At 73.3% G+C, this 22952-nt stretch carries 24 protein-coding genes; 9 read left to right on the top strand and 15 right to left on the bottom strand.

Translation table 11 applies throughout. The features are described from left to right. Positions 1–48: 48 nt before the first annotated feature. Both ABZ793_RS03465 and ABZ793_RS03470 read right to left on the bottom strand, forming a co-directional pair. Positions 49–282: a sulfurtransferase TusA family protein gene (locus tag ABZ793_RS03465; protein ID WP_357451209.1), complete on the bottom strand. Its 234-nt coding sequence runs from the start codon at positions 280–282 to the stop codon at positions 49–51. After that, a complete protein-coding gene (locus ABZ793_RS03470) occupies positions 279–1430 on the bottom strand; it encodes an aminotransferase class V-fold PLP-dependent enzyme (RefSeq protein WP_357451212.1) in 1152 nt (383 codons plus the stop codon). Before ABZ793_RS03470 ends, ABZ793_RS03465 begins: the two co-directional genes overlap by 4 nt. Before the next feature lie 199 nt (positions 1431–1629). On the opposite strand from ABZ793_RS03470, the gene coxB reads away from it, so the two are divergent. Beyond that, positions 1630–2601 carry a cytochrome c oxidase subunit II gene (coxB, locus tag ABZ793_RS03475; RefSeq protein ID WP_357451215.1) on the top strand — a complete coding sequence of 324 codons (972 nt, stop codon included), beginning with the start codon at positions 1630–1632 and terminating at the stop codon, positions 2599–2601. Between the two features lie 10 nt (positions 2602–2611). Further along, complete coding sequence (locus ABZ793_RS03480) at positions 2612–3040, top strand: cytochrome c oxidase subunit 4 (RefSeq protein ID WP_350707936.1); 429 nt, start codon at positions 2612–2614, stop codon at positions 3038–3040. Positions 3041–3293: 253 nt separating this feature from the next. Here ABZ793_RS03480 and ABZ793_RS03485 read toward each other — a convergent pair whose 3' ends face one another. The 4 genes from ABZ793_RS03485 to ABZ793_RS03500 all read right to left on the bottom strand — a co-directional run bounded on the left by ABZ793_RS03485 (position 3294) and on the right by ABZ793_RS03500 (position 6355). Then, positions 3294–3500: a hypothetical protein gene (locus tag ABZ793_RS03485; protein ID WP_357451218.1), complete on the bottom strand. Its 207-nt coding sequence runs from the start codon at positions 3498–3500 to the stop codon at positions 3294–3296. A gap of 174 nt (positions 3501–3674) precedes the next feature. Then, positions 3675–4721 (bottom strand): anthranilate phosphoribosyltransferase, encoded by a 1047-nt coding sequence (trpD, locus tag ABZ793_RS03490; protein WP_357451221.1) that lies wholly within the window; start codon positions 4719–4721, stop codon positions 3675–3677. Positions 4722–4804: 83 nt separating this feature from the next. Beyond that, complete coding sequence (locus ABZ793_RS03495) at positions 4805–5200, bottom strand: hypothetical protein (RefSeq protein WP_350682093.1); 396 nt, start codon at positions 5198–5200, stop codon at positions 4805–4807. A gap of 261 nt (positions 5201–5461) precedes the next feature. After that, positions 5462–6355 carry a cytochrome c oxidase assembly protein gene (locus ABZ793_RS03500; RefSeq protein WP_357451493.1) on the bottom strand — a complete coding sequence of 298 codons (894 nt, stop codon included), beginning with the start codon at positions 6353–6355 and terminating at the stop codon, positions 5462–5464. Positions 6356–6514: 159 nt separating this feature from the next. On the opposite strand from ABZ793_RS03500, the gene ABZ793_RS03505 reads away from it, so the two are divergent. From ABZ793_RS03505 to ABZ793_RS03525, 5 genes are all read left to right on the top strand, one after another. Next, complete coding sequence (locus ABZ793_RS03505) at positions 6515–7114, top strand: heme-copper oxidase subunit III (RefSeq protein ID WP_357451224.1); 600 nt, start codon at positions 6515–6517, stop codon at positions 7112–7114. A gap of 72 nt (positions 7115–7186) precedes the next feature. Further along, positions 7187–8020, top strand: coding sequence for a cytochrome c (locus ABZ793_RS03510; RefSeq protein ID WP_350707945.1), 834 nt, complete (start codon positions 7187–7189; stop codon positions 8018–8020). A 67-nt stretch (positions 8021–8087) separates the two neighbouring features. Next, positions 8088–9176 carry a Rieske 2Fe-2S domain-containing protein gene (locus ABZ793_RS03515; protein WP_350707946.1) on the top strand — a complete coding sequence of 363 codons (1089 nt, stop codon included), beginning with the start codon at positions 8088–8090 and terminating at the stop codon, positions 9174–9176. Next, the gene (locus ABZ793_RS03520; protein WP_350707948.1) at positions 9173–10798 is read left to right on the top strand and encodes a cytochrome bc complex cytochrome b subunit; all 1626 of its coding nucleotides are present in this window, start codon (positions 9173–9175) and stop codon (positions 10796–10798) included. The genes ABZ793_RS03515 and ABZ793_RS03520 overlap by 4 nt, the downstream gene beginning before the upstream one ends. A gap of 178 nt (positions 10799–10976) precedes the next feature. Then, positions 10977–11654, top strand: coding sequence for a DUF4142 domain-containing protein (locus tag ABZ793_RS03525; RefSeq protein ID WP_357451229.1), 678 nt, complete (start codon positions 10977–10979; stop codon positions 11652–11654). 81 nt (positions 11655–11735) lie between these two features. Here the strand turns inward: ABZ793_RS03525 and ABZ793_RS03530 are convergent, their stop codons facing one another. The 5 genes from ABZ793_RS03530 to ABZ793_RS03550 all read right to left on the bottom strand — a co-directional run bounded on the left by ABZ793_RS03530 (position 11736) and on the right by ABZ793_RS03550 (position 17288). Next, complete coding sequence (locus tag ABZ793_RS03530) at positions 11736–12023, bottom strand: Lrp/AsnC ligand binding domain-containing protein (RefSeq protein WP_350707952.1); 288 nt, start codon at positions 12021–12023, stop codon at positions 11736–11738. Between the two features lie 36 nt (positions 12024–12059). Beyond that, on the bottom strand, positions 12060–12965 hold the full coding sequence (locus ABZ793_RS03535) for a sugar phosphate nucleotidyltransferase (protein ID WP_357451496.1): 906 nt from the start codon (positions 12963–12965) through the stop codon (positions 12060–12062). 53 nt (positions 12966–13018) lie between these two features. Further along, entirely contained in the window at positions 13019–13561 is a 543-nt protein-coding gene (locus ABZ793_RS03540; RefSeq protein ID WP_350686134.1) for an NUDIX domain-containing protein, read from the bottom strand. Positions 13562–13616: 55 nt separating this feature from the next. After that, positions 13617–15404, bottom strand: coding sequence for an HD domain-containing protein (locus ABZ793_RS03545; RefSeq protein WP_357451499.1), 1788 nt, complete (start codon positions 15402–15404; stop codon positions 13617–13619). 129 nt (positions 15405–15533) lie between these two features. Next, entirely contained in the window at positions 15534–17288 is a 1755-nt protein-coding gene (locus ABZ793_RS03550) for a DEDD exonuclease domain-containing protein (RefSeq protein WP_357451234.1), read from the bottom strand. A 127-nt stretch (positions 17289–17415) separates the two neighbouring features. Here ABZ793_RS03550 and ABZ793_RS03555 point away from each other — a divergent pair, with 127 nt between their 5' ends. Next, on the top strand, positions 17416–19017 hold the full coding sequence (locus ABZ793_RS03555) for an NYN domain-containing protein (protein ID WP_357451237.1): 1602 nt from the start codon (positions 17416–17418) through the stop codon (positions 19015–19017). Positions 19018–19160: 143 nt separating this feature from the next. Continuing rightward, entirely contained in the window at positions 19161–19373 is a 213-nt protein-coding gene (locus ABZ793_RS03560; protein WP_357451240.1) for a hypothetical protein, read from the top strand. A gap of 99 nt (positions 19374–19472) precedes the next feature. Here ABZ793_RS03560 and ABZ793_RS03565 read toward each other — a convergent pair whose 3' ends face one another. The 4 genes from ABZ793_RS03565 to ABZ793_RS03580 form a co-directional block, all read right to left on the bottom strand. After that, a complete protein-coding gene (locus ABZ793_RS03565; RefSeq protein WP_357451243.1) occupies positions 19473–20264 on the bottom strand; it encodes an ABC transporter permease in 792 nt (263 codons plus the stop codon). Beyond that, a complete protein-coding gene (locus tag ABZ793_RS03570) occupies positions 20261–21217 on the bottom strand; it encodes an ATP-binding cassette domain-containing protein (protein WP_357451246.1) in 957 nt (318 codons plus the stop codon). Before ABZ793_RS03570 ends, ABZ793_RS03565 begins: the two co-directional genes overlap by 4 nt. Positions 21218–21300: 83 nt before the next feature. Beyond that, positions 21301–22146, bottom strand: a complete 846-nt coding sequence (locus ABZ793_RS03575; RefSeq protein WP_357451249.1) for a DUF4097 family beta strand repeat-containing protein — start codon at positions 22144–22146, stop codon at positions 21301–21303. An 80-nt stretch (positions 22147–22226) separates the two neighbouring features. Then, positions 22227–22745 (bottom strand): hypothetical protein, encoded by a 519-nt coding sequence (locus tag ABZ793_RS03580; RefSeq protein ID WP_357451252.1) that lies wholly within the window; start codon positions 22743–22745, stop codon positions 22227–22229. Between the last annotated feature and the right edge of the window lie 207 nt (positions 22746–22952).

Here is a 22952-nt window from a genome sequence, read left to right on the forward strand (position 1 = left end):
GTCGGGAAGGGCCCTTCCGCGTTGACCGGGTGCCCTTCCTGACACCTCTCAGTGGCGGCGGCGGACGTCGAAGGCGGGGCCGTCGGGGCCGGTGACCGTACCGAGGAACTCGTGGCCACGCATCCGGCACCAGGCCGGGATGTCCACCGCCGCCGCCGGGTCGTCGGCCAGCACCCGCACCACCGTGCCGACGGGCAGCTCGGGCAGCCGCCGGGCCACCGCGATCACGGGCAGCGGGCAGCGCTGACCACGACAGTCGAGGATCTCCGCCGGCGCCGTCACAGCCCCACCACCCCCGCCTCGGCGCGCAGCCGCGCCACGACGTCGGGCAACTCGGCGAGGAACCGCTCCACGTCCGTCTCCGTCGTCTCCCGGTGCAGCGAGACCCGCACGTTGCCGTGCGAGAGCACCCCCATCGCCTCCAGCACGTGCGACGGGCGCAGCGTGGAGGAGGTGCAGGAGGAGCCGGAGGAGACGGCGAACCCGCGCCGGTCCAGCGCGTGCAGCAGGGCCTCGCCGTCGACGTACAGGCAGGAGAACGTCACCAGGTGCGGGAGGCGGTCGTCGGGATCACCCACCACCTCCACGTCGGGCACCTCCGCCGCCACCCGGGCCCGGATCCGGTCCACCAGCGGCGCCAGCCGGGCCGCCTCGGCCGCCGCGTCGGCCGCCGCCGCGCGCAGGCTCGCCGCCGCCGCGACCACCGCCGGCAGGTTGAGCGTTCCCGGCGTACGCCCGGACTCCCGCTCGTCGGCCGGCCAGGGCGACTCCCACCGGGTGCCCTTGCGCACCACCAGCAGCCCCACCCCGGGCGGGCCGCCCCACTTGTGCGCGCTGGCGGTCAGCACCGACCAGCCCGCCGGCACGGGCTCCCGGCCGACCACCTGGGCGGCGTCCACGAACAGCGGCACCCCGGCCTCGGCGCACTCCCGCGCGGCCTCGGCGACCGGTTGGCGCGTGCCGACCTCGTGGCTGGCGGCGATCAGCGCGGCCAGCGCCACGCCCGGTGCCCGCACCGCCGCCGCCCAGCCGTCCAGGTCCAGCCGGCCCCACCGGTCCACCGGCACCGACGTCGCCGTGCCGCCCGCCGCGACGTGCCGCTCGGCGGCGTGCAGCACCGCCGAGTGCTCGATCGCGGAGTGCACCAGGGTCGGGCCGACCCGCCGCCGGCCGGCCAGGCCGCCGAGCACGGCGGCGTGCGCGGCCGTCGTACCGCTGGGGGTGAAGGAGATCTCGTCGGCGCGCACGCCGAGCGTCTGCGCGGTGGCCTCGCGGGCGGCGTCGAGCAGATGGCGGGCGCGGCGGGCCTGGGTGTAGAGCCTGCCGGGGTCGGCCCAACCGTCGTCGAGGGCGGCCAGCAGCGCCTGTCGGGCGACCGGGTGCAGCGGCGCGGCGGTGGCCGCGTCCAGGTAGACCGGGGAAGCGCTCACGGAAGCCAACGCTATCGCGCCGGCACGCCCAAGATCCCCCCGATGGGGGCGGAGAGTGACCCCAAGACGGTCGAGCCCGTCATGGTCGAGTAATCTGCGACCGTCGGTGACGCCTTTGCCGCCGGTGTTGTCGCTCCGCCCCGGGCGGAGGCCGGCAGAACAGAACAGACACCGCGGCGCGCTAGGGAGGCAGGACCAGGTGGTCGCAAGGAGTTCGGAGGTACGGCCGTCGGCCGTACGGCACAGCGCTTCCCCAGGAGCCGGTGGGCGCCGGGGGCGTGGTGCTGGTCGGATCGCCGGGCTCGGTCTCGGCGGGGCGGCGCTGCTGGTCCTGCTCACGGGCTGCGACGTCGGCGCCGCGTTCGGCGGCTTCGGCTGGCCGCAGGGCGGCATCTCGCCCGAGTCCCACCGGATGTACGACCTGTGGATCGCCTCGTGCATCGCGGCGCTCGCGGTCGGCGTGTTCGTGTGGGGCCTGATCTTCTGGTGCATCGTGCGCTACCGCAAGCGGGGCAACGAGCTGCCGGTGCAGACCCGTTACAACATGCCGATGGAGTTCCTCTACACCATCGCGCCGATCCTGATCGTCTCCGTGCTCTTCTACTACACGGCGGTCGTGCAGACCGACGTGGTGCGGACGACCAAGAACCCCGACGTCACGGTCGAGGTGGTCGCGTTCAAGTGGAACTGGCAGTTCAACTACCGCGACGGCCAGGGCAAGGACGCCAACACCGTCGCCTCGGTGCTCGGCACCAGCGAGGTCATCCCGATCCTGGTGCTCCCGACCGACCGGTCCATCCGGTTCGAGGAGACCAGCCGCGACGTCATCCACTCCTTCTGGGTGCCGGAGCTGCTGTTCAAGCGGGACGTCATGCCGGGCAAGATCCGCAACGTGTTCGAGGTCTCCAAGCTCGACACCGAGGGCGCCTTCGTCGGCCGCTGCGCCGAGCTGTGCGGCAGCTACCACGCGTTCATGAACTTCGAGCTGCGGGTCGTCTCGCCGGAGAAGTACGACCAGTTCCTGGCGGCCAAGCGGGACGGCAAGTCCACGCAGGAGGCCCTGACGGCCATCGGCGAGGATCCGTACGCGCAGACCACGAGGCCGTTCGAGACCCGTCGCACCGATGTCAACTTCAACCCGGACAGCGCGCCGGCCGGTACGGGAAGCTGAGGGGGCTGGCATGAAGACCGAGTGGCGCATCTTCCTGGTCATCGCCGGGTTCCTGCTCTTCGCCACCGCCCTCTACGGGGGCTGGACCGCCGCCGACTCCGGTGGCCACGTCGAGTGGGTCGGCACGGTCGCACTGCTGCTGAGCTTCCTGCTCTGCGCGATGTGCGGCGGCTTCTTCTGGTTCGTCTCGCGCCGGATCGACCTGCGGCCGGAGGACCGGCCGGACGGTGAGATCGCCGACGGCGCGGGCGAAATCGGCTTCTTCAGCCCGGGCAGCTACTGGCCGTTCGGCCTGGCGCTGGCCGCCGCGATCTCCGGCTTCGGCCTGGTGTTCTGGCAGTTCTGGCTGATGGGCGTCGGTGCCGTGGCGGTCATCTTCGCGGCCTGCGGCCTGCTGTTCGAGTACTACAGCGGCACCCGGCGCACCGCCGAGCACTGACCGGCGGCCGGCGACGGCCTCCTGCACGACACGAAGGCCCGCCTCCCCTCGGGGAGGCGGGCCTTCGTGTCGTGATCGCCGATGTGCGGGGGTGCCGAGGGCCGGGGCCCGGGGCCGGCGGTGCGTGCGCCGCGCCGTGGCGTAGGTCGGGGCGGTGGGGCCGGTGCGGGGCGGGTCAGGCGGCGCGGCGGTGGCTCGGCCGGCGCGGGCGGCGATGGCCCAAGTGGCGCGGGCCGGGTCGAGCGGCGACGGCTCAGGCGGCGCGGCGGTGGGGCGACGGCTGGCGGTGCTCCTGCGTCAGGCGTGGGGCCCGGAAGGTGAACGTGGCGACGAGCACCGCCTCGCCGCAGCCCGTGCAGGCCAGCTCGGGGCAGTCGACGCCGTGGCCGTCGACGCACGGCGGCGCCTCGAACGGCTGAACGCCCTCGCAGGTGGCGCAGTAGAGCTCGCGCTCCGACACGGGCGTCTCCTCTCGCTCCGGTCCCGTCGGGGGCGCACGGCGGAACTGCCGCGCCGCACGACGCACGACGGATGTGCTGTGGTGAACAGCGCATGATGGAAGTGGAAAACTACTCAGTTGTAGTTTCCCACGGGGGTCCGACACCTTCCGCACGCCACCCGGCGCCGCCGGCGGTCAGGCGGCGCGGGCGGCCTCGATCCAGCGGTCCAGGACGCGGGCGGCGGCTCCGGAGTCGACGGACTCGGCGGCCCGGTCCATCCCGACGCGCAACGCCTCGGTGAGGTCGCCGTCGAGCGGACCCTGGGTGGCCAGCGCCGCCGCCGCGTTGACCAGGACGGCGTCGCGCACCGGGCCTGTCTCGCCGGCCAGCAGCCGGCGCACCACGTCGGCGTTGTACGCGGCGTCTCCGCCCCGCAGGTCGGCCAGGGTGGCCCTGGGCACCCCGAGGTCGGTCGCGTCCAGCAGCGCCTCCCTGACGGTGCCTGCCTGGATGGCCCAGACGCGGGTCGGCGCGGCGGTGGTGAACTCGTCCAGCCCGTCCTCGCCGCGCATCACCAGAGCCGAGTCGCCCCGGGCGGCGAAGACGCCCGCCATCACCGGGGCCATCCGGAGGTCGAAGCAGCCGACCGCGGCGGCCCGCGGCCGGGCCGGGTTGGTCAGCGGTCCGAGGAAGTTGAAGAAGGTGGGCACGCCCATCTCCCGGCGTACCGGGCCGGCGTGGCGCATGCCGGGGTGGTACCGGGCCGCGAAGCAGAAGCCGATGCCGGCCTCCGCGACGCACCGGGCCACCCCCTCCGGCCCCAGGTCCAGCGGCACGCCGAGGAACTCCAGCACGTCCGCCGTGCCGCAGGAGGAGGAGGCCGCCCGGTTGCCGTGCTTGACCACCCGGACCCCGGCGCCGGCCACCACCAGGGAGGCCATGGTGGAGATGTTGACCGTGTGCGCGAGATCACCGCCGGTGCCGACCACGTCGAGGGCCGTGTCCCGCAGCGCCTCGGGCAGCTCGACCGCGACCGCCCGGCCGAGCATCGCCTCCACCAGGCCGGCCAGCTCGGCCGAGGTCTCGCCCTTGGCCCGCAGCGCGACGGCGAAGCCCGCGATCTGCGCCGGGGCGGCCGCGCCGGACATGATCTCGCCCATCGCCCAGGCGGTGTCGGCGGTGGAGAGCTCCTCCCCGCGCAGCAGCGCGGCGAGCAGGTGCGGCCAGGTCCGATCGCCCATGGCGGGCCTCCCGAGCGTGCGAAGCGGGTGGGATGGAACCGGCGCCGGGTGGTCCGGCGCCGAGACGGGCCGGAGCGGGGACGTCAGGCGGGGGCGTGCGTCCGCAGCAGCTCGGCCACCGTGGTGCCGGTGGTCACCGGGTCGAGCGGGTGCACCAGGGTGGCGTCGACCTCGGCGTAGGCCGCGAGCCATCGGTCGGCGGCGCGGGCGATCACCACGCAGGTCGGGGGAGCGTCGTCCCGGTCGTCCTTGATCTGCCGGGCGATGCCGATGCCGCCGCCCGGGGTCGCCTCGCCGTCGAGCAGCAGCAGGTCGATCTCGTAGTCGTCGACGAGCCGGACGCACTCCGCGTAGGTGGAGGCGTCGACGAACTCGATCCGCAGACCGGGCGCGGGACGCGTGCCGACGGCGAGCCGCATCCGGTCACGGACCTGCGGGTCGTCGCTGTAGAGCAGGACGGTGCAAAGACGATCACTCATGCCGACACTCCGCTTCGCCGAACGGTCCGAGTCCACGCCGCGCTGGTGGATCCCACAGCGTCGCCACGGCCTCGGCCGGGGATCGGACTGTGAGCGGTGCCGTCATGAGGCACCGTCGCGCTGCGCTTGGTGACTCGCTCGATGCGCTCACTCATTGGCTGGACAGGCTCCCACCTCGTAGCTGCCCGCTGATCCTACCCGTCGGTGTGAGGTGCGTGACGTCCGCCCGTCGGGGGCGCCGGGGCGTACCGTCCGCGCAGGTCAGGCGGCGGACTCCGCGGCGCGCTGGCGGGCCTCCTGGCGGTCCAGGTCGCGGTCGATCCGGCGGGCCTCCCGCTCGGCGTGGCGCATCCACTGCACGACCAGCACGGCCAGCATCGTGACGCTGACGAACTCGCCGCCGGCCCAGAGGATGCCGCCGGCGACCACCTGGTCCTCCCAGGGGTCGGACCAGGTCAGCCCGAGCGACGGGTACCAGTCGCCGCCGAAGAGCGTGCTGCTCTGCATGATGGTGAGCCCGAGCACCGTGTGGAACGGCACGGAGAGCAGCATCAGCAGCGCCCGGCCCGGGTACGGCCAGCGCCCCGGCAGCGGGTCGAGGCCGAGCAGCGGCCAGAAGAACACGCAGCCGGTCATGATGAAGTGCGCGTGCACGACCTCGTGCGCCCACGCGTGCTCCAGCGTGTAGCGGTACAGGTCGGTGAAGTAGAGCGCGAACGGGTTGACCACGAAGATGGTGAACGCCACCAGCGGGTAGCTGTAGAGCCGCGCGACCCGGCTGTGCACGATCGCCAGCAGCCGCTTGCGTGGTCGCAGCGGCAGGGTGCGCAGGGCCAGCGTCACCGGCGCGCCCAGCGCGAGGAAGATCGGCGAGATCATGGAGAGCACCATGTGCTGGACCATGTGCACCGACAGCAGCGCCGTGTCGTACGCGTGCAGGCCGCTGACGGTGACCGCCGCGATCCCGCCGAGGCCGGGGCCGAGGAAGAACACCGTCCGGGCCACCGGCCACCGGTCGCCCCGGAGCCGGAGCCGGTGCACCCCGTAGAGGTAGATGCCGGCGGCCAGCACCAGGCCGACGGCCAGCCAACTGTCCAGCCGGGTCTCGGTGAACACGGAGGTGACGGTGAACGGCGGCGGGGTGGCCGCCGCCATCGTCGGCGCGGCGGCCGAGGTTGCGGTGGAGATCGGATCGACGTGCAGCACGCTTTTCAGCCTAGGTCAGGCGAACCGGACGACCCCGATCGGGCTGCCGACGCCACGGGTTTGCCACCCCGCTGATCGCCGGCCCCGGTCAAGGGCAATAATGACCGCGTGACTGCGGCCCCAGCCATTGACAAGAGCCGGATCCACTCCCTGACACGACCCAACATGGTCAGCGTCGGGACGATCGTGTGGCTCTCCAGTGAACTCATGTTCTTCGCGGCGTTGTTCGCGATGTACTTCTCCATCCGCGCGGCGGCGCCGGAGCAGTGGGCGAAGCACACCGAGGTGCTCAACATCCCGTACGCGACCACCTTCACGGTGATCCTGGTGTTGTCGTCGGTGACCTGCCAGCTCGGTGTCTTCGCCGCCGAGAAGGGTGACGTCCACGCCCTGCGGCGCTGGTTCACGATCACCTTCGTGATGGGCCTGATCTTCGTGCTCGGTCAGCTCAACGAGTACCGCGAGCTGGTGCACGAGGGCATCAAGATCAACTCGGATGGGTACGGGTCGATGTTCTACCTGACCACCGGGTTCCACGGTCTGCACGTGACCGGCGGTCTGATCGCCTTCATCATCTTCATGATCCGCACGACCATGGGCCGGTTCACCCCGGCGCAGGCCACGTCGGCGATCGTCGTGTCCTACTACTGGCACTTCGTCGACGTCGTGTGGATCGGGCTCTACGCCATGATCTACTGGCTTCAGTGATCTTGGCGCGTCACGAACCGCGCCGCTGCTCCGTCCCCTGAGACAAGGTCCAACCGGTTAAGGACACAGGTCATGACTTCTGACAACGACCGCCGACGCGGTCTGCTCGCGCGGCTGCGCGAGCGGCCCGCGGCGCGCAGCAGGGGCCGCCGCCGGCTGGGTGCCGCGGTCCGGCTGCTCGCCGCGCTGATGCTGGCTGGCGGCGCCTACACCGTCTTCGCCCCCGGCGTGCAGGCGCAGGACGCCCCGCTCACCGGCGCCGCCGCGGAAGGCAAGGCGCTGTTCGACGTGAGCTGCGTGACCTGTCACGGTCGCAACGCCCAGGGCGTCGAGGGCCGTGGGCCGAGCCTGATCGGCGTCGGCGCGGCCTCGGTCGAGTTCCAGGTCAGCTCCGGCCGGATGCCGATGGCCCGCCAGGAGGCCCAGGCGGAGCGCAAGCCGGAGCTGTTCACCGACGAGGAGACGCGCCAGCTCGCGCAGTACATCCAGGAGCTCGGCGGCGGTCCGGTCCTGCCCGACGGCGAGAACCTCCACGCCGACGGCAACGTCGCGGCCGGCGGCGAGCTGTTCCGGATCAACTGCGCGCAGTGCCACGCCTTCGGCGGTAGCGGCGGCGCCCTGTCCTCCGGCAAGTACGCCCCGAGCCTGCACCCGGCCAGCGACCGGCAGATCTACGCCGCGATGCTGAGCGGCCCGCAGAACATGCCGGTCTTCGGCGACAACCAGATCTCCCCGGAGCAGAAGGCGGACATCATCGCCTACATCCAGCAGACCCTGAAGCACGACCAGGACCCGGGTGGCTTCAACCTCGGTCGGTACGGGCCGTCCACCGAGGGCTTGGCGATCTTCCTGGTCGGCATCGTCGCGCTCGTCTTCGCGAGCCTGTGGATCGCGGGGAAGTCGTGACCGGGCGGATCATTCGTTTCAGTGCTGTGGTGCCGGGGTCCGGCACCGCCCGTAGCGAGGTGACGGCATGACCACGCACACCGAGCACCAGGCCCAGCAGGGCCGGGAACCGCTCGACGTGACGACCCCCGGGCTCAGCCAGTTCGACATCGTCCGCGAGGGCGCGCGCCGGGACGACATCGAGATCGTCCACTACGAGCCGCAGGTCGCCCCGGGCAGCAAGGCCGAGCGCCGGCTGACCCGCACGGTCGCGTCGTTCTTCCTGCTGACCGGGCTGGCGGCGACCGCCTTCCTGGTGGTCTACATCTGGTGGCCCTGGGAGTACGCTCCCGGCCGCGGCGGCGACACGTGGTACACCCCGCTGCTCGGCGTCACCCTCGGCGTGGCCCTGCTCGGCGTCGGCTTCGGGATCCTGACCTGGGGCAAGAAGCTGCTGCCCAAGGAGGTCTCGATCCAGGACCGGCACGAGGGCGCCGTCAGCGAGGACGACCGGATCATCACCGGCCAGACCATGCTCTACATGGCCGACGAGCTGGGCGTGAAGCGCCGGCCGCTGCTCGGCATCTCGCTGCTGGCCGGTCTCGCGCCGGTCGGCGCGGTGGTCGCCGCGCCCCTGGTCGGTGGCCTGATCTCCCAGCCGCACAAGAACAACCAGATGTTCACCACCGGCTTCGCCCCCACCGAGGGCGGCGGCAAGGTCCGGCTGGTCCGCGAGGACGGCCGTCCGGTCCGCCCGGCGGACATCAGCACCGGCGGCCAGATCACGGTCTTCCCCGGCATCGACCACGGCGTGAGCAACCTGCACGCCGACTCGCCGACCCTGCTGATCCACCTGCGGGACAGCGACGCGCAGGAGTCGCGCCGGGCCAACGAGCGGGTCGGGCACGGCGACTACATGTGGGGCAACTACGCCGCCTACTCGAAGATCTGCACGCACGCCGGCTGCCCGGCGAGCCTGTACGAGCAGCAGACCAACCGTCTGCTCTGCCCGTGCCACCAGTCGCAGTTCCTGATCACCGACAACGCCCGGCCCATCTTCGGTCCGGCCAGCCGGCGACTGCCGCAGTTGCCGATCGAGGTGGACTCCGAGGGCTACTTCGTGGCCAAGTCCGACTACACCGAGACCGTCGGGCCCGACTTCTGGGAGCGGCCGTGAAGCGGCGCAAGTTTGACATGGCAGCTGTGCCGGGCAACGCCGCCCGGGGAGTGGACGACCGCTTCCAGGTGGCCACCCCGCTCCGCCGGCTGCTGAACAAGGTCTTCCCGGACCACTGGTCCTTCCTGCTCGGCGAGATCGCGCTCTTCTCGTTCATCGTCCTGCTGCTGACCGGTGTCTTCCTGACCTTCTTCTTCGAGCCGGCGATGACCGAGGTGGTCTACAACGGCAGCTACGCCCCGCTGCGGGGCACGCCGATGTCGGCCGCGTACGCCTCCAGCCTGGACATCTCGTTCGACGTCCGCGGCGGCCTGATCATGCGGCAGATGCACCACTGGTCGGCGCTGCTGTTCATGGCCGCGATCGTGGTGCACATGCTCCGGGTCTTCTTCACCGGCGCGTTCCGCAAGCCGCGTGAGACGAACTGGATCATCGGCTCGCTGCTGTTCTGGGTCGGCTTCCTGGCCGGCTTCACCGGCTACTCGCTGCCGGACGACGGCCTCTCCGGCACCGGCCTGCGGATCGCCTCGGCGATCATGCTCTCCATCCCGGTGATCGGCTCCTGGGTCACCTCGTCGATCTTCGGCGGGGAGTTCCCCGGCACCATCATCATCAGCCGGTTCTACATCGCCCACGTGCTGCTCATCCCGGGTCTGCTGGTCGCGCTGATCAGCGTCCACCTGGGCCTGGTCTTCAAGCAGAAGCACACCCAGTGGCCCGGCCCCGGCCGGACCAACGGCAACGTGGTCGGCGAGCGGATGTTCCCCCGCTACGCGATCAAGCAGGGCGGCTTCTTCATGGTCGTCTTCGGCGTGATCGCGCTGATGGGCGGTCTGTTCCAGATCAACCCGATCTGGCTGTTCGGCCCGTACGAGGCGTGGGTGGTCTCGGCCGCCAGCCAGCCCGACTGGTACGTCATGTTCCTCGACGGCTCGACCCGCCTGATGCCGGCCTGGGAGATCAACATCCCGATCGGCGACGGGTACGTGATCCCGCCGCTGTTCTGGCCGACGGTGGTGCTGCCGGGCATCCTGGTGGGGCTCTCCACGCTCTACCCGTTCCTGGAGGCCCGGCGCCTCAAGGACACCCGCAGCCACAACCTGCTCCAGCGGCCCCGGGACGTGCCGGCGCGCACCGCGGCGGGCGCCATGGCCATCGCGTTCTTCATCGTGCTGACCCTGTCCGGCGCCAACGACGTCATCGCCGACAAGTTCATGATCAGCCTGAACGCGATGACCTGGGCCGGCCGGATCGGCCTGCTGGTGCTCCCGCCGCTGGCGTACTACTTCACCTACCGGATCTGCCTCGGTCTGCAGCAGCACGACCGTGAGGTGCTCGCCCACGGCGTCGAGACCGGCATCATCCGGCGGCTGCCCGACGGCCGGTTCGAAGAGGTGCACCAGCCGCTCAGCGCGGGGGACCACGACGGCCACGGTGGGCTCGAGTACGCCGGCTGGGTCGTGCCGAAGAAGATGAACCGGCTCGGGGCCCTCGGCCCGGCCATCCGGGGCTTCTTCTACCCGATCGAGAAGCCGGCCGAGGCGCCGGTCTCGCCGGGCCACCCGCCGGTCGAGCCGCGGCCCGACCGGGAGCAGGTCGGCAGCGGCGAGAGCCGGCGCTGACCTCGCGACACCCGACGTGGCGTCCACCGGAGTCCTCCGGTGGGCGCCACGTCCGTTTCCGCCCCTCCCGCGGGTCCGCGCGTGGCGTGTCGTCCGTTCGCCCCCGGGGCGGGGATCGCAGGAATAACCCCGGTCAGCCGGGTATCCGTGCGGTCCAACGTCTCGAGGGGGAGGAAGCATGTTGGGTATCAAACGCCTCGGCCTGTTGGCCGCGCTGGTGCTGGTGGGAATCGCGCCGGCAGCGGCGGCGCAGGCCGCGGTGCAGCCGTCGCAGCAGGACACCCAGTACCTGCAGGCCATGCACCAGGTGAACATGTTCGAGATCACCGCGGGTGACCTGGCCCAGCAGAAGGGCCAGAACCAGGGGGTCAAGGACCTGGGTGCCCGGTTCAAGACGGACCACACACAGCTCGACCAGACGGTGCAGCAGACCGCGTCCCAGCTCGGGGTGCAGTTGCCGGCCGAGCCCACCGCGGACCAGCAGTCCGTCCTCGACCAGCTCAACAACGCCAGCGGCGAGGAGTTCGACCGGCTCTGGGTGACCAGCGAGCTGGCCGGCCACGTCCAGGCCATCCAGGCCACCCAGACGGAGATCTCGCAGGGCTCCGAGCAGACGGTGGTCCAGTTGGCCCAGACCGCCCTGCCGACCCTGCAGGCGCACTACGACGCGCTGGTCCAGCTCGCCGAGCAGCTGGGCATCCCGGTTCCGCAGGCGAGCGGCACCGCCACGCCGAGCCCGGGCGGCTCGACCCCGGCCCCGGGTGGCACCACCGAGACCCCGGCTCCGGGCGGCACCACCGAGTCGCCGGCTCCGGGCGGCACCACCACCGAGACGCCGGCTCCCACGCAGAGCTGACGTCGCCGTACCACGACGGCCGGTCCACCAGTGGGTGGACCGGCCGTCACGCGTCCGCGCCGGCCCGGCCGGCGTCCCTGGTCAGTCGGCGTTCGCGAGCCCGATCGCGAACGCCTCCTCCAGGTCGTGCTGGGAGTACGCCCGGAACGCGATGTGCGACTCGGTGTTCAGCACCCCCGGCACCTTGGAGATGCTGCCGGCGATCACCTTGGCGATCTGGTCGAACTCCCGCACCCGGACCACGGCGATCAGGTCGACGTGGCCGGCCACCGAGTAGACCTCGCTGACGCCGGGGAGGGCGGCCAGGGCCTCGGCCACCTCGGGGATGGAGTCGGTGGCGCAGTCGATCAGCACGATCGCGGTGATCACGGGGCATTTCTCCGTTCGTCGGCGTCGTCGCCCATGCTAGAGCCTCGCGGGCCCCGGGACCGGGGGTGTGGCGGGGACGGTGAGGGTGGCCCCCGCGCGGATCGCGTCGCGCAGGCGCTCGCCGGGGCCGACGGTGGCGCCCGGCCAGACGACGGCACGCTCCACGTCGCCCTGGACGACCGCGTCGGCGCCGACCACCGCCGCCCGGCAGCGCCCGGTCACCGTGGCCGTGGGCGCCACCAGGCTGCCGCCGCCGGTCGCGTGCAGGTTGGCCGCCAGGTAGTCGGCCGGGGTGCCGGTGTCGTAGAACGTGCCGGGGTAGGGCACGACGGTCAGCGCGCCGGCCGCCTCCGCCGGGCGCCAGACCGCCCGGACGAGGTCGCCGAACGTGATCGGCAGCTCCCGCACCAGCCGCCACGGCAGCAGCGAGAAGCCGGTGAACACGTGGCCGTCGAAGGTGCCCGGCGCCCGCGGGTCGGCGGCGGGCTGGCCGAGCAGGCGTACGGAGTCGCCGTCCCAGTCGTGCAGCAGCGCGGCGATGTCCGGCCCCGGGGGTCGCGCGGGGTCGGCGAGGTAGGCGTCGGCGTTGCCGACCAGCACCCCGCGCCCGGCGATCCAGTCCCGCAGGTTCGCCACCCCGCCGGCGGTGCCCAGCGGCGCGCCCGGCTCGACCGACAGGTGGGCGCGGTCCCCGACGTGCGCGACGACCTGCGCGCCGAGGTAGCAGGCGTTGACCGCGACCCCGGCCGGCCCGACCAGGCCGAGCCCGGCCAGCCGGTCCAGCGCCCGGTCCAGCAGCGGCACGTTGCCCACCGGGCAGAGCGCCTTCGGCAGTCGCTCGGTCAGCGGCCGCAGCCGGGTGCCCTCGCCGGCGGCGAGCACCACCGCGCAGACGTCGACCGGGACGGCGGCGGCGTGGGCCCGGTCGGCGGTGGCGGCCACGCCGTGGTCGGCCGGGGCGGTGGTGGCGGCCGCTCGGTCGGCCCGGTCGGCGTTCACGGCCGCGTGTCGGGCACCGGGGGCGGGAACTGTCCGGCCAGCGGCCCGATGTCGTAGTACGCGAGCAGCCGGGCGGTCGGCCAGGTCAGCTTGGGCAGGTCGTCCAGCGGGTGCCAGGCGGCCTCGAAGACCTCGGCGCCGTCGACCTTCAGCTCGGTGGTCGACGCCGGCACCTCGGCGGTGAACACCACGTCCACCCAGCCCTTGGCGTGCACGATCGCGTTGGGGACGGCGGGGCTCAGCTGGCGGGGGGAGAGGCGGATGCCGGACTCCTCGTACAGCTCCCGGGCGGCTCCCACCACCGGCGCCTCGCCCTTCTGCAACAGGCCGGCGGGCAGCCCCCAGCCCCGGCCGGGCGGCTGGCGCAGCAGCAGCAGCCGCCCCGCCCCCTCGGCCTCGGCGTCGCGGACGAGGGTGACCGCGCCGACGATGTACTTCGGCACGGCCAGCCGGACCAGGCGGCGGCGCACCGGCAGCGGCAGCCGGTAGAAGACCTGGTAGGCGACGGCCCGGCCGGTGGCGCGCGAGCGGGGGATCATGGCTCCAGGCTAGTGGCCCCGAGGAACGTTCGGACGACCCGGGCCCGACGGGCGGTCACTGCCGGTGGTCCACCAGGTCGATGAGTTGGCGTACGACCGTGTCCGGCTCGATGACCCGGTCGAAGACCGCGACCAGCATCGTCTCCAGGTCGGGGTAGCCCAGCTCCTCCGACAGCCGCAGCAGCGGCAGGTCGCTGGCCAGCCCGCGGTTGTGCTTGCGCAGCGCCAGCCCGATGGTGGCCCGGCCGAGGCGGACCTTGTCGGTGATGGAGATGCCCGGCTCGGTGTGCTCGGCGAACCACCGGCTGATCTGCATCTGCGCGTGCGGCGACTTGACGAAGCCGAGCCACTCCCGGCGCGGGCCGCGGGGGGCGACGTCGGCGTCGAAGCCGTTCGCCGCGTCGGTCTCGGTGAAGATCTCCACCACGTCGCCCTCCTCCAGCGCGGAGGAGAGCGGGGCCAGCCGGCCGTTGATCCGCGCCGCCAGGCAGTGGTCGCCACGCTCGGTGCCCAGCTCGTACGCGAGATCGACCGGGGTCGCCCCGGCCGGCAGCACGATCTGCCGCCCGTCGGCGAAGACCTGGATCTGGGTCTCGGCGAGGTCGCAGCGCAGCGACTCGAGGAACTGTGCCGGGTCGGCCGCGTCCTGCTCCCAGTCGAGCACCCGGCGCAGCCAGTCGAGCTGCTCCGCGCAGGCGGCCGTGCCGCCCGGCCGGGGGAAGCGGAAGTCGGCGGCGACGCCGTACTCGGCCGAGCGGTGCATCTCCTCGGTGCGGATCAGCACCTCCACGGTGCGGTCCTTGGGCCCGCAGACGCTGGTGTGCAGGGAGCGGTAGAGATTGTTCTTCGGGGAGGCGATGAAGTCCTTGAACCGGCCGGGGACCGGCCGCCAGAGGCCGTGGACCGCGCCCAGCGCCGCGTAGCAGTCGGTGGCCGGGCCGTCCACCACGATCGCGATGCGGGGCAGGTCGTAGGGGGCGGTGTGGCCGCCGGCCACGGTGTCCTTCCAGATCGAGTAGAGGTGCCGGGGGCGGGGAGTCACCTCGGCGTCGACCCGGTTTCGGCGCAGCGCCGACTTCGCCCGGGCGACCACCTCGTCGAGGTACGCGTCCCAGCCCGGCCGGTCGTGCACGTGCCGGGCGATGCGGGCGTGCTCCTCCGGCTCCAGGTGCAGCAGCACCACGTCGTCGAGCTCCCGCTTGAGCAACTGGATGCCCAGCCGGTCGCAGAGCGGGACCAGCACCTCCTGCGTCTTGCGGGCGATCCGCTCCCGGGACGCGGCGGACCGGACGCCCAGGGTGCGCATGTTGTGCAGCCGGTCGGCCAGCTTGATGATCAGGACCCGGACGTCCTTGCCGGCCGCGATGATCATCTTGCGGATCGTCTCGGCCTCGGCGGCCTTGCCGTAGAACGCCTTGTCGAACTTGGTCACCCCGTCGACGAGGTGCGCCACCTCCCGCCCGAAGTCCTCCGCGAGAGCCTGGAGCGTGTAGCGCGTGTCCTCCACGGTGTCGTGCAGCAGCGCGGCGACCAGGGTGGTGGCGTCCATACCGATCTCGGCGCAGATCTGGGCCACGGCCAGCGGGTGGGTGATGTAGGGCTCGCCGCTCTTGCGGAACTGCCCGCGGTGCATGTTCTCCGCGATGGTGTAGGCCCGACGCAGCACAGAGGGCTCGGTGCCCGGGTGGATCGTCCGATGAGTCCGGACGAGGTGGTTCACCGGGTCGGTGTCGGCGGTGGGCCAGCTCAGCAGCGACCGGAGCCGGCGGGTCAGCGGCAGCTCGCCCGGTTGGGTCGGAAGGGCGCCCCCCAGGGCGGCGCCGCGTCCGGCGTCGACGTCCACGTGGGACACCTCCTCACCCCGGCCCCACGGCCGCCGGGACCCGGCAACCGGGAGCAGGCCCACGAAACGGGCAGGACTGCACTTCTCTAACAGCCTAAGCGAGTCGACGTCGTCCGATCGGACACATGGTCATGAGCGTTCGGTCGAGAGTTGGTGGGACGCGGCGCTCTCGGCCTTGCTCAACAGGTCGCGGAAGCGCGCCGCGCCAGCCACCGGGGAAGCCCATCCGGAGGACATCTCGACCAGCCGGGTCTCGGGCCGTTCCAACCAGGACAGGATGCGTTCGGTCTCCTCCGCGGAGGCGTGCGGAACCGGGCCGTGGCCGGGCGGCACCGTCTCGGCGGTCGCCCGGATCGCGGTGATCGTCGGTCGAGGGTGGACGCCGGGCGGGGACACCCCCGCCCCGGCCAGCCGGCCGTACCGCACGAGGGCCAGCTCCCAGCCGCCCCCGGCCGCCGGGCGGGCCGCGGCCAGCTCGGCGATCCCGGTCAGCGCGGCCAGCCGCTGCATCCGCACCGTCGCCCGCAGCACCGCGGCCAGCCGCGAACGCACCACCGCCGCCTCCTCGTAGCGCTGGTCGCGGGAGAGCACCTCGATCCGGGCCAGCAGCGCGTCGACCACCGGCTGCGGGTCGCTGGCGGTCGCGGTGCGGAACGGCGCGACGGCACGTGCGTCGTACTCCTCCGGGGTGATCCGGTGCTCGCAGGGCGCCGGGCAACGGCCCAGCTCGGCCAGCGCGCAGGCCGGCGTGACCGTGCGCAGCGAGAGTCGGTGGGTGCACTGCCGCAGCGGCACGGCGTCGTGGAAGCCGGCGGCGGCCAGCTCCGCCGCCCGGCGGGAGCTGAACGGGCCGAGGTAGCCGGCATCGCCGGGGGCGATGCCCCGGACCACCGAGAGCCGGGGGTAGGGACCGTCGGTCAGCTTCAGCCAGACCGCCCGCTCCGGAAACTTCGACCGCCGGTTGTACGGCGGCGCGTGCGCCCCGATCAGCCGCAGCTCGCGGACCTCCGCCTCCAGCGAGTGGGCGCACTCGACCGCCTCCACCCGCTCGGCCGCGGCGAGCATCTCGGAGATCCGGGCCCGCTTCTCGGCGGCGGTGAAGTAGCTGCGCACCCGGGTGGCGATGTCGCCGGAGGTGCCGACGTAGAGCGGCCGGTCGTCGGCGGCCCGGAAGATGTAGACCCCGGGCGCCTTGGGCAGCCCCTCCGCCAGGTGCCGCTTGCGCCGCTGGGTCGGGGTGACCGCCCGGGCGAACTCGATGGCGTCGCCGATCGTGTCGACCCGGTGCCCGCCGAGCCGGGCGATCAGCCCGTGCAGGACGTCGACGGTGGCCTTGGCGTCGTCGAGCGCCCGGTGGGTCGGCTGGGTGGCGGTGCGGAAGTAGGCCGCGAGGGTGCCGAGCTTGCGGTTGGGCACCTCGTCGCGGGTCAGCACCCGGCGGGCCAGCGCGGCGGTGTCGAGCACCCGGGGATTGGGCCAGCGGTAGCCGTGCTTCGCGCACGCGGCCTTTAAAAAGCCGACGTCGTAGGGGGCGTTGTGGGCGACCAGCACGGCGTCGGAGACGAACTCGAGGAAGCTCGGCAGCACCTGCTCGATCGGCGGGGCCGGGACCAGCATGGCCTGCGTGATGCCGGTGAGCACCGTGATGAACGGTGGGATGGGCACGCCCGGGTTGACCAGGGTGGCCAGCACGCCCAGCTCCTCGCCGCCGCGCACCTTCACCGCGCCGATCTCGGTGATCCCGCCGCCGTCCGGCGCGCCGCCGGTGGTCTCCAGGTCGACCACCACGAACGTCGTCGCGTACAGCGGCAGCGCGGGATCGATCCCGCCCGCGCCCGGGTCGAAGCCGGCCAGCGGCTCCTGGACGTACTCCGTCTGTGCCATCGGCGGCACGCTAGCGTCCCGGTCCGACACTCCCGTCCCACCGGCACCAGCCGTCACCACCGGTCTAGGATGAGAGATCGGCTCACTCACCGGGCGGTGGGCCCGGTCGCGGTGGGAGACTTGCCACATGCCCCTCACCGAGCCGCACGACGACCGTCTCCCGCAGGAGGAGCCGGTCGACACCGTGCGCGACGCCGGTGGGGCCGGCCCCGACGAGGGCGGTCTGCCCGCGGCGGTCGAGCAGGGGTCTGAGGCGGCCGGTGTCGAGCCCGGTCGCGAGGCGGCCGAGGAGGTCGTCGCCGACGGCCCGGCGGACGACGGGCCCACGCTTGAGGGGTCGTCCGCGCCCGAGGGATCGGCGGACGACGGGTCCACGCCCGAGCCGGAGCCCGTGCTGCCCGAGCCGGAGCCCGTGCTGCCCGAGCCGGAGCCCGTGCTGCCCGAGCCGGTCCGCCAGCGGATCGTGGCGCTCACCGCCGCCGTGCTGCCCGGGCTGCCCGCCGACGAGGTGCCGGTGCCGCTGCGCCGGGTCGCCAAGTTCGCCCCCAACCGCCGGGCCCGGCTCGGCGCCCCGGCGATCGCCGCCCAGCTCACCGGGGACCCGCTGTTCCGGCAGCGGATCACCGCCCGGGTGCTCGCCGACACCGGCGACCTGGGTGCGGCGGTGCTCGAGGGCACCGCGCCCGCCGCCGCCGACCCGGTCGAGGTGGCCGCGCTGGCCTACCTGGCCCGGCCCCGGGGGTGGCGGGAGCTGATCGAGGCCAGCGGCGCGGCCGTGCGCGCGGAGGCCGACAGCGCGGTCGTCGCCGAGCTGGTGCGCGAGGCCGAGCAGCGGGCCACCCGCGCCGAGCACGACCGCGCGGTGGCCCGGGTGGAGGCGGAGAAGCTCCGCGACGAGCTGGCCCGGGTGCGCGAGGAGCTCGGGCAGCTGCGCGAGGAGAGCCGGCAGCTGGGCCGGTCGCTGCGCGAGACGCAGGCCCGCGAGCGCAAGGCCAACGAGTTGCTGGCCACCGAGCGGGGCCGGGCCGCCCGGGCGGCGGCGGACGCCGACGCCGAGCTGCGCCGGGTCCGGGCCCGGCTGGCCGAGGCGGAGGCGGCGGCCGGGGTCGCCCGGGCCAGCGCCAAGGAGGCCCGGTCGGTGGACGACGCCCGGCTGTGGCTGCTGCTGGAGACCATCGGGCAGGCGGCCGTCGGGCTGCGTCGCGAGCTGGCGCTGGACCCGGTCGACAAGCTGCCCGCCGACTTCGTCGCCGACGCCTTCGCCGACCAGACCGCCGCCCCGGCGGCCGGCGCCGCCACCCGCGCCCGCGACACCGACGACCCGGCCCGCCTCGACCAGTTGCTGGCGCTGCCCCGGGCGCACCTCGTCGTCGACGGCTACAACGTCACCAAGCGCGGCTTCGGCGAGATGTCGCTGGAGCAGCAGCGCAAGCGGCTGATCACCGGCCTGGGCGGGATCGCCGCGCAGACCGGCGACGAGGTCACCGTGGTCTTCGACGGCGCGGAACGGATGCACGGACTGCCCCCGTCGCCGCGCGGGGTCCGGGTGCTCTTCTCCCGCAAGGGCGAGACCGCCGACGAGCTGATCCGGCGCCTGGTCCGCGCCGAGCCGCCGGGCCGGCCGGTGGTGGTGGTCTCCTCCGACCGGGAGGTCGCCGACGGCGTACGCCGGCACGGCGCGTACCCGCTCGGGGCCGACTCGCTGCTGCGGCGGCTCGCCCGGTCCTGATCGGGGTGCTTGATCGCATTCCGGCGTCCGCGACCCCGTTGTCCCTTTCTGTCGTACCCCGCGCCTAGCGTCGTGGTGACCGACGGTGTTCGGGTGGCGACAGTGACGCCGCGCCCGGTCGCCGCAGCGCACCAGGAGGCGTGATGATCATCGACTGTGCCGGGTGCGGGATCCGGGGGAGCGGCTGCTCCGACTGCCTGGTCACCGCCCTGCTCGACGATTCGTCCCCGGCCGCCGGGCTGGGCGGTGCCGAGGCCCGGGCGGTCGAGGTGTTCGCCCGGGCCGGGTTCGAGGTGGAGGTGCTGTCCGCACCCCCGCCGGCCCGCCGGCCCGCCGGGCGGCACGAGGCCGCGTGACCGGGCCGGCCGCGGGTGGCCGCGTCGGGACTCCGATCCGCACCGCGACCACGGGTGCCCCGACCGGCCGGCCGGTCGGGGATCCGTGATCGGTGCGGGTCAGCGGGACGGGTCCCGGTTGAACAGCTTCTTCGCCCAGAGATAGCCGACCAGCGCGATGGCGGCGCACCAGGCCGCCGCGAGAACGGCGTTCGTCCCCACCGGCCCGCCGGTCAACAGCCCGCGCAGGGTCTCGATGATGGGGGTGAAGGGCTGGTACTCGGCGAACTGCCGTAGCCCGTCCGGCATCGAGTCGGTGGGCACGAATCCGCTGCCGACGAAGGGCAGGTAGGTCAGCGGCATGGGGAGGTTGCTCGCCGTCTCGACGCTCTTGGAGACCAGACCCATCGCGACCGAGAGCCAGGTGAACGCGAAGGTGGTCATGGCCAGCACCCCGGCCGCCGCGATCCAGGCCGTGACACCCGTGCTGGGCCGGAACCCGATGAGCAGCGCGACGCCGGTGACCACCGCCAGGCTGAGCATGGTCTGCACCATGCTGCCCAGGACGTGGCCGGTCAGCACCGACACCCGGGCGATCGCCATGGTCCGGAACCGGGCGATGATGCCCTCGGTCATGTCCATGGCGACCGACACCGCCGTCCCGGTGGCCGCCAGGCCGGTGGTTATCAGCAGGATCCCCGGGGTGACGTAGTCGACGTAGTCGCCCTGGTCGCCCGAACCGCCGCCCAGCCCGGCGCCGAGGGTCGCGCCGAAGACGTAGACGAACAGCAGCAGGAGCAGGATGGGCATGCCGGCGAGCAGCACCGTCATCGACGGGTAGCGCACCCCGCGTCGCAGGTTGCGGCGCAGCATCGTGCCGGAGTCGCGTACGGCGTAGGCCAGGGTGCTCATCGGGGGGTTCCCACCTTCTCGGGCTGGCCGGTGAGGGCCAGGAAGACGTCGTCGAGATCGGGCGTGTGCACCGACAGCGACTCCACGGCGATCGACCGGCTGTCCAGCAGGTCGAGCACGTTGCGCAGCGACCGGACACCGCCGTCGCTGGGCACGTGCAGGGTGAGTTCGGCGGCGTCGCGGGACGAGTCGCCGAGAGCGACCACGGCCGAGTCGAACCCGGCCCGGTCAGCGAAGCGCAGGCTGATGTGCCCGCCGGGGACGAGCCGTTTGAGTTCCGCCGCGCTGCCCTCCGCCACCAGCCGGCCGTGGTCGAGCACGGCGATCCGGTCGGCGAGCTGGTCCGCCTCCTCCAGGTACTGGGTGGTCAGGAAGATGGTGACGCCGTCCGCCACCAGGCCCCGTACGATCTGCCACATGGCCTGCCGGCTACGCGGGTCGAGCCCGGTGGTCGGCTCGTCGAGGAACACCACGCGGGGGCGGCCGACCAGACCCATCGCCAGGTCGAGCCGCCGGCGCATCCCGCCGGAGTAGCTGGCGGCGGGCTTGCCGGCCGCCTCGACCAGGTCGAACATCCTGAGCAGGCTCCGCGCGCGCTGCCGCCCCTCGGCTCGGGACAGGTGGTGCAGGTCGGCCATGAGCCGCAGGTTCTCCTCGCCGGTGAGCAGGCCGTCGACGGCGGAGAACTGGCCGGTCACGCCGATCGCGGCGCGTACCGCGTCGGGCTCCCGGGCGACGTCGTGACCGGCGACCCGCGCCTCGCCGGAGTCGGCGCCGATCAGGGTGGACAGGATCTGCACGGTGGTGGTCTTGCCGGCGCCGTTGGGGCCGAGCAGCGCGAAGATCGTCCCTGCGGCGACGGTGAGGTCGATCTCGTCGAGCACCACGTGGTCGCCGAAGGACTTCCGGAGGCCGGCGACCGTGATGGCCGCCGGGGTCGAGTTGGGTGGCACGTCTTCTCCTTCCACGCCGGCCGTCGGGCCGGTCGGGGGCTGGGCCGGCCGCCGAGCCGGCCGGGAAGTGGTGGCGTGGGGGATCAGCGGCGGTGGATCACGATGTCGCCGAAGGAGGTCCGGGCGTTCACGCGTACGGCGCTCTCCGGCTCGCCGGGCGGTTCGTACGCCTCGAGGTGGTTGTCCACCCGGCCGAACTGGGTGTGCAGGTCGAGCAGGGCGGCGGTGCCGGAGCGCACGCCGATGTCGAGCCCGCCGCTCGCGGTCCTGACCGACACCGTGCCCGCCGAGACCTCGCCGATCCGGACGTCGCCGTTGGCGGTGGTGGCGGTGACCGAGGCGTGCGCGCGGTCGACGGCGATGTCGCCGTTGGCCGCCTTCACGCGCGCCTCGCCGGTGACGGTGCCCAGCCAGCTCTCGCCGTTGGAGTTCTTGACCACCGCGTCGCCCTCGACCTCCTGCACCCGGATCCGGCCGGACCCGGTGCTGATGCGGGCCTGGCCCGCGACGTGCTCCACCCGGACGCCGCCGGCGGAGGTGTCGAGATCGGCGTCGGCCGTGCGGTCCAGCTCGATGTCGCCGGCCGCGATCCGGATCCGGCAGTTGCCGAGCCGACCGGCGCCGTGGAACGCCCCCGCCGAGGCGTTGCCGTGCAGGTGTGAGCCGGCGGGCAGCGTGATCGTCACGTCGATCGAGCCGGGCTTGCCGACCAGGCCGAATCCGCGCTGCCGGGGCGCCTTGACCAGGAGCCGGCCGTCGGCGTACTCCACTCGGGTCTGTTCGGCGGCCCGGACGTCGGCGTCGGCGGCGGCGTTGCTCGGCCGGACGTCGACGACGGTGTCCGTGCGGTCGGTGGCGGTGATCCGGGCGTCACCGACGACCAGGTCGACGGTGGCCGAGATCGGCGCGGGGGTGTCGAATGTGGGCACGACGGTCCCTTCTGAACGGAGTGGACGTCCCGGAACGGGACGGATGGTCGGAGCTGGTGACGCGCACCGGTGGCGGGCGCTCAGCGAGCCCAGCCGGTGTAGCGCTCCCCGCCCCGGGGGGCGCGTCGCGGCGCGTGCCGGCCCGCCGCCCCGGTCGTCGCCACGGCGGCGGTCGCCGCCCGGACGAGCCAGGCGTTGACGGAGAGGCCGTCGCGGGCGGCCGCCTCCTCGATGCGGTTCTTGAGGTGCTCCGAGAGGCGGAAGCTGATCCGCGAGGTGGCGCCCTCCTCGGTGTCCGCCGGAGGTGGGGTGGCCGGCTCGGGAGCCTCGGGCTCGCCCTGGAACTCGGGGCCGGTCGGCGGTGGCGTCACGACGAAGCTCGGCTCGCGCCCGCGCAGGCGCAGCTCGACCGAACCGGGTGCCAGGTCGCGGGTGATCTCCGCCGCCGCGGCGGTCAGCGCGTCCAGCAGCGCCAGACGGAGCGCCGACTCGAGCGGCCCGGCGAGTCGCTCGGCCAGCGCCCGGGCCTCCTCGCCGCCGAGTTCGGCGACGCCGGCCAGCTCCTGCCGGAGGTTGTCGACATACGACGTCAGGTCCATGACGCCACTATGACATCATCACGACGTCATGACAAGACAGTTCTGGCATCGCATGACGTCATGATGGCGCGCGATGGCGTCGGTGGGGCGCGACGGCCACCGACGCCGGGGCTGCGACAGCCATGCCCGACCTGGGCGGGCCGCCAAGGAGGGCAGCCGGCGGCGGGGTGCGGGTCCGGTCGGGGCGGGCGCCGCCGACGCGGGCAA

The sequence above is a fragment of the Micromonospora sp. NPDC047465 genome, assembly GCF_040643125.1.
GTDB lineage: Bacteria > Actinomycetota > Actinomycetes > Mycobacteriales > Micromonosporaceae > Micromonospora.

Excerpts from the sequence above, each read along its gene's own strand:
- ABZ793_RS03480 (WP_350707936.1), top strand. The coding sequence starts at position 2,612 with ATGAAGACCGAGTGGCGCATCTTCCTGGTCATCGCCGGGTTCCTGCTC.
- ABZ793_RS03540 (WP_350686134.1), bottom strand. The coding sequence starts at position 13,561 with ATGATCCCCCGCTCGCGCGCCACCGGCCGGGCCGTCGCCTACCAGGTC.
- ABZ793_RS03550 (WP_357451234.1), bottom strand. The coding sequence starts at position 17,288 with ATGGCACAGACGGAGTACGTCCAGGAGCCGCTGGCCGGCTTCGACCCG.
- ABZ793_RS03580 (WP_357451252.1), bottom strand. The coding sequence starts at position 22,745 with ATGGACCTGACGTCGTATGTCGACAACCTCCGGCAGGAGCTGGCCGGC.
- ABZ793_RS03495 (WP_350682093.1), bottom strand. The coding sequence starts at position 5,200 with ATGAGTGATCGTCTTTGCACCGTCCTGCTCTACAGCGACGACCCGCAG.
- trpD (WP_357451221.1), bottom strand. The coding sequence starts at position 4,721 with ATGGGCGATCGGACCTGGCCGCACCTGCTCGCCGCGCTGCTGCGCGGG.
- ABZ793_RS03555 (WP_357451237.1), top strand. The coding sequence starts at position 17,416 with ATGCCCCTCACCGAGCCGCACGACGACCGTCTCCCGCAGGAGGAGCCG.
- ABZ793_RS03500 (WP_357451493.1), bottom strand. The coding sequence starts at position 6,355 with ATGGCGGCGGCCACCCCGCCGCCGTTCACCGTCACCTCCGTGTTCACC.
- ABZ793_RS03565 (WP_357451243.1), bottom strand. The coding sequence starts at position 20,264 with ATGAGCACCCTGGCCTACGCCGTACGCGACTCCGGCACGATGCTGCGC.
- ABZ793_RS03560 (WP_357451240.1), top strand. The coding sequence starts at position 19,161 with ATGATCATCGACTGTGCCGGGTGCGGGATCCGGGGGAGCGGCTGCTCC.
- ABZ793_RS03510 (WP_350707945.1), top strand. The coding sequence starts at position 7,187 with ATGACTTCTGACAACGACCGCCGACGCGGTCTGCTCGCGCGGCTGCGC.
- ABZ793_RS03515 (WP_350707946.1), top strand. The coding sequence starts at position 8,088 with ATGACCACGCACACCGAGCACCAGGCCCAGCAGGGCCGGGAACCGCTC.
- ABZ793_RS03525 (WP_357451229.1), top strand. The coding sequence starts at position 10,977 with ATGTTGGGTATCAAACGCCTCGGCCTGTTGGCCGCGCTGGTGCTGGTG.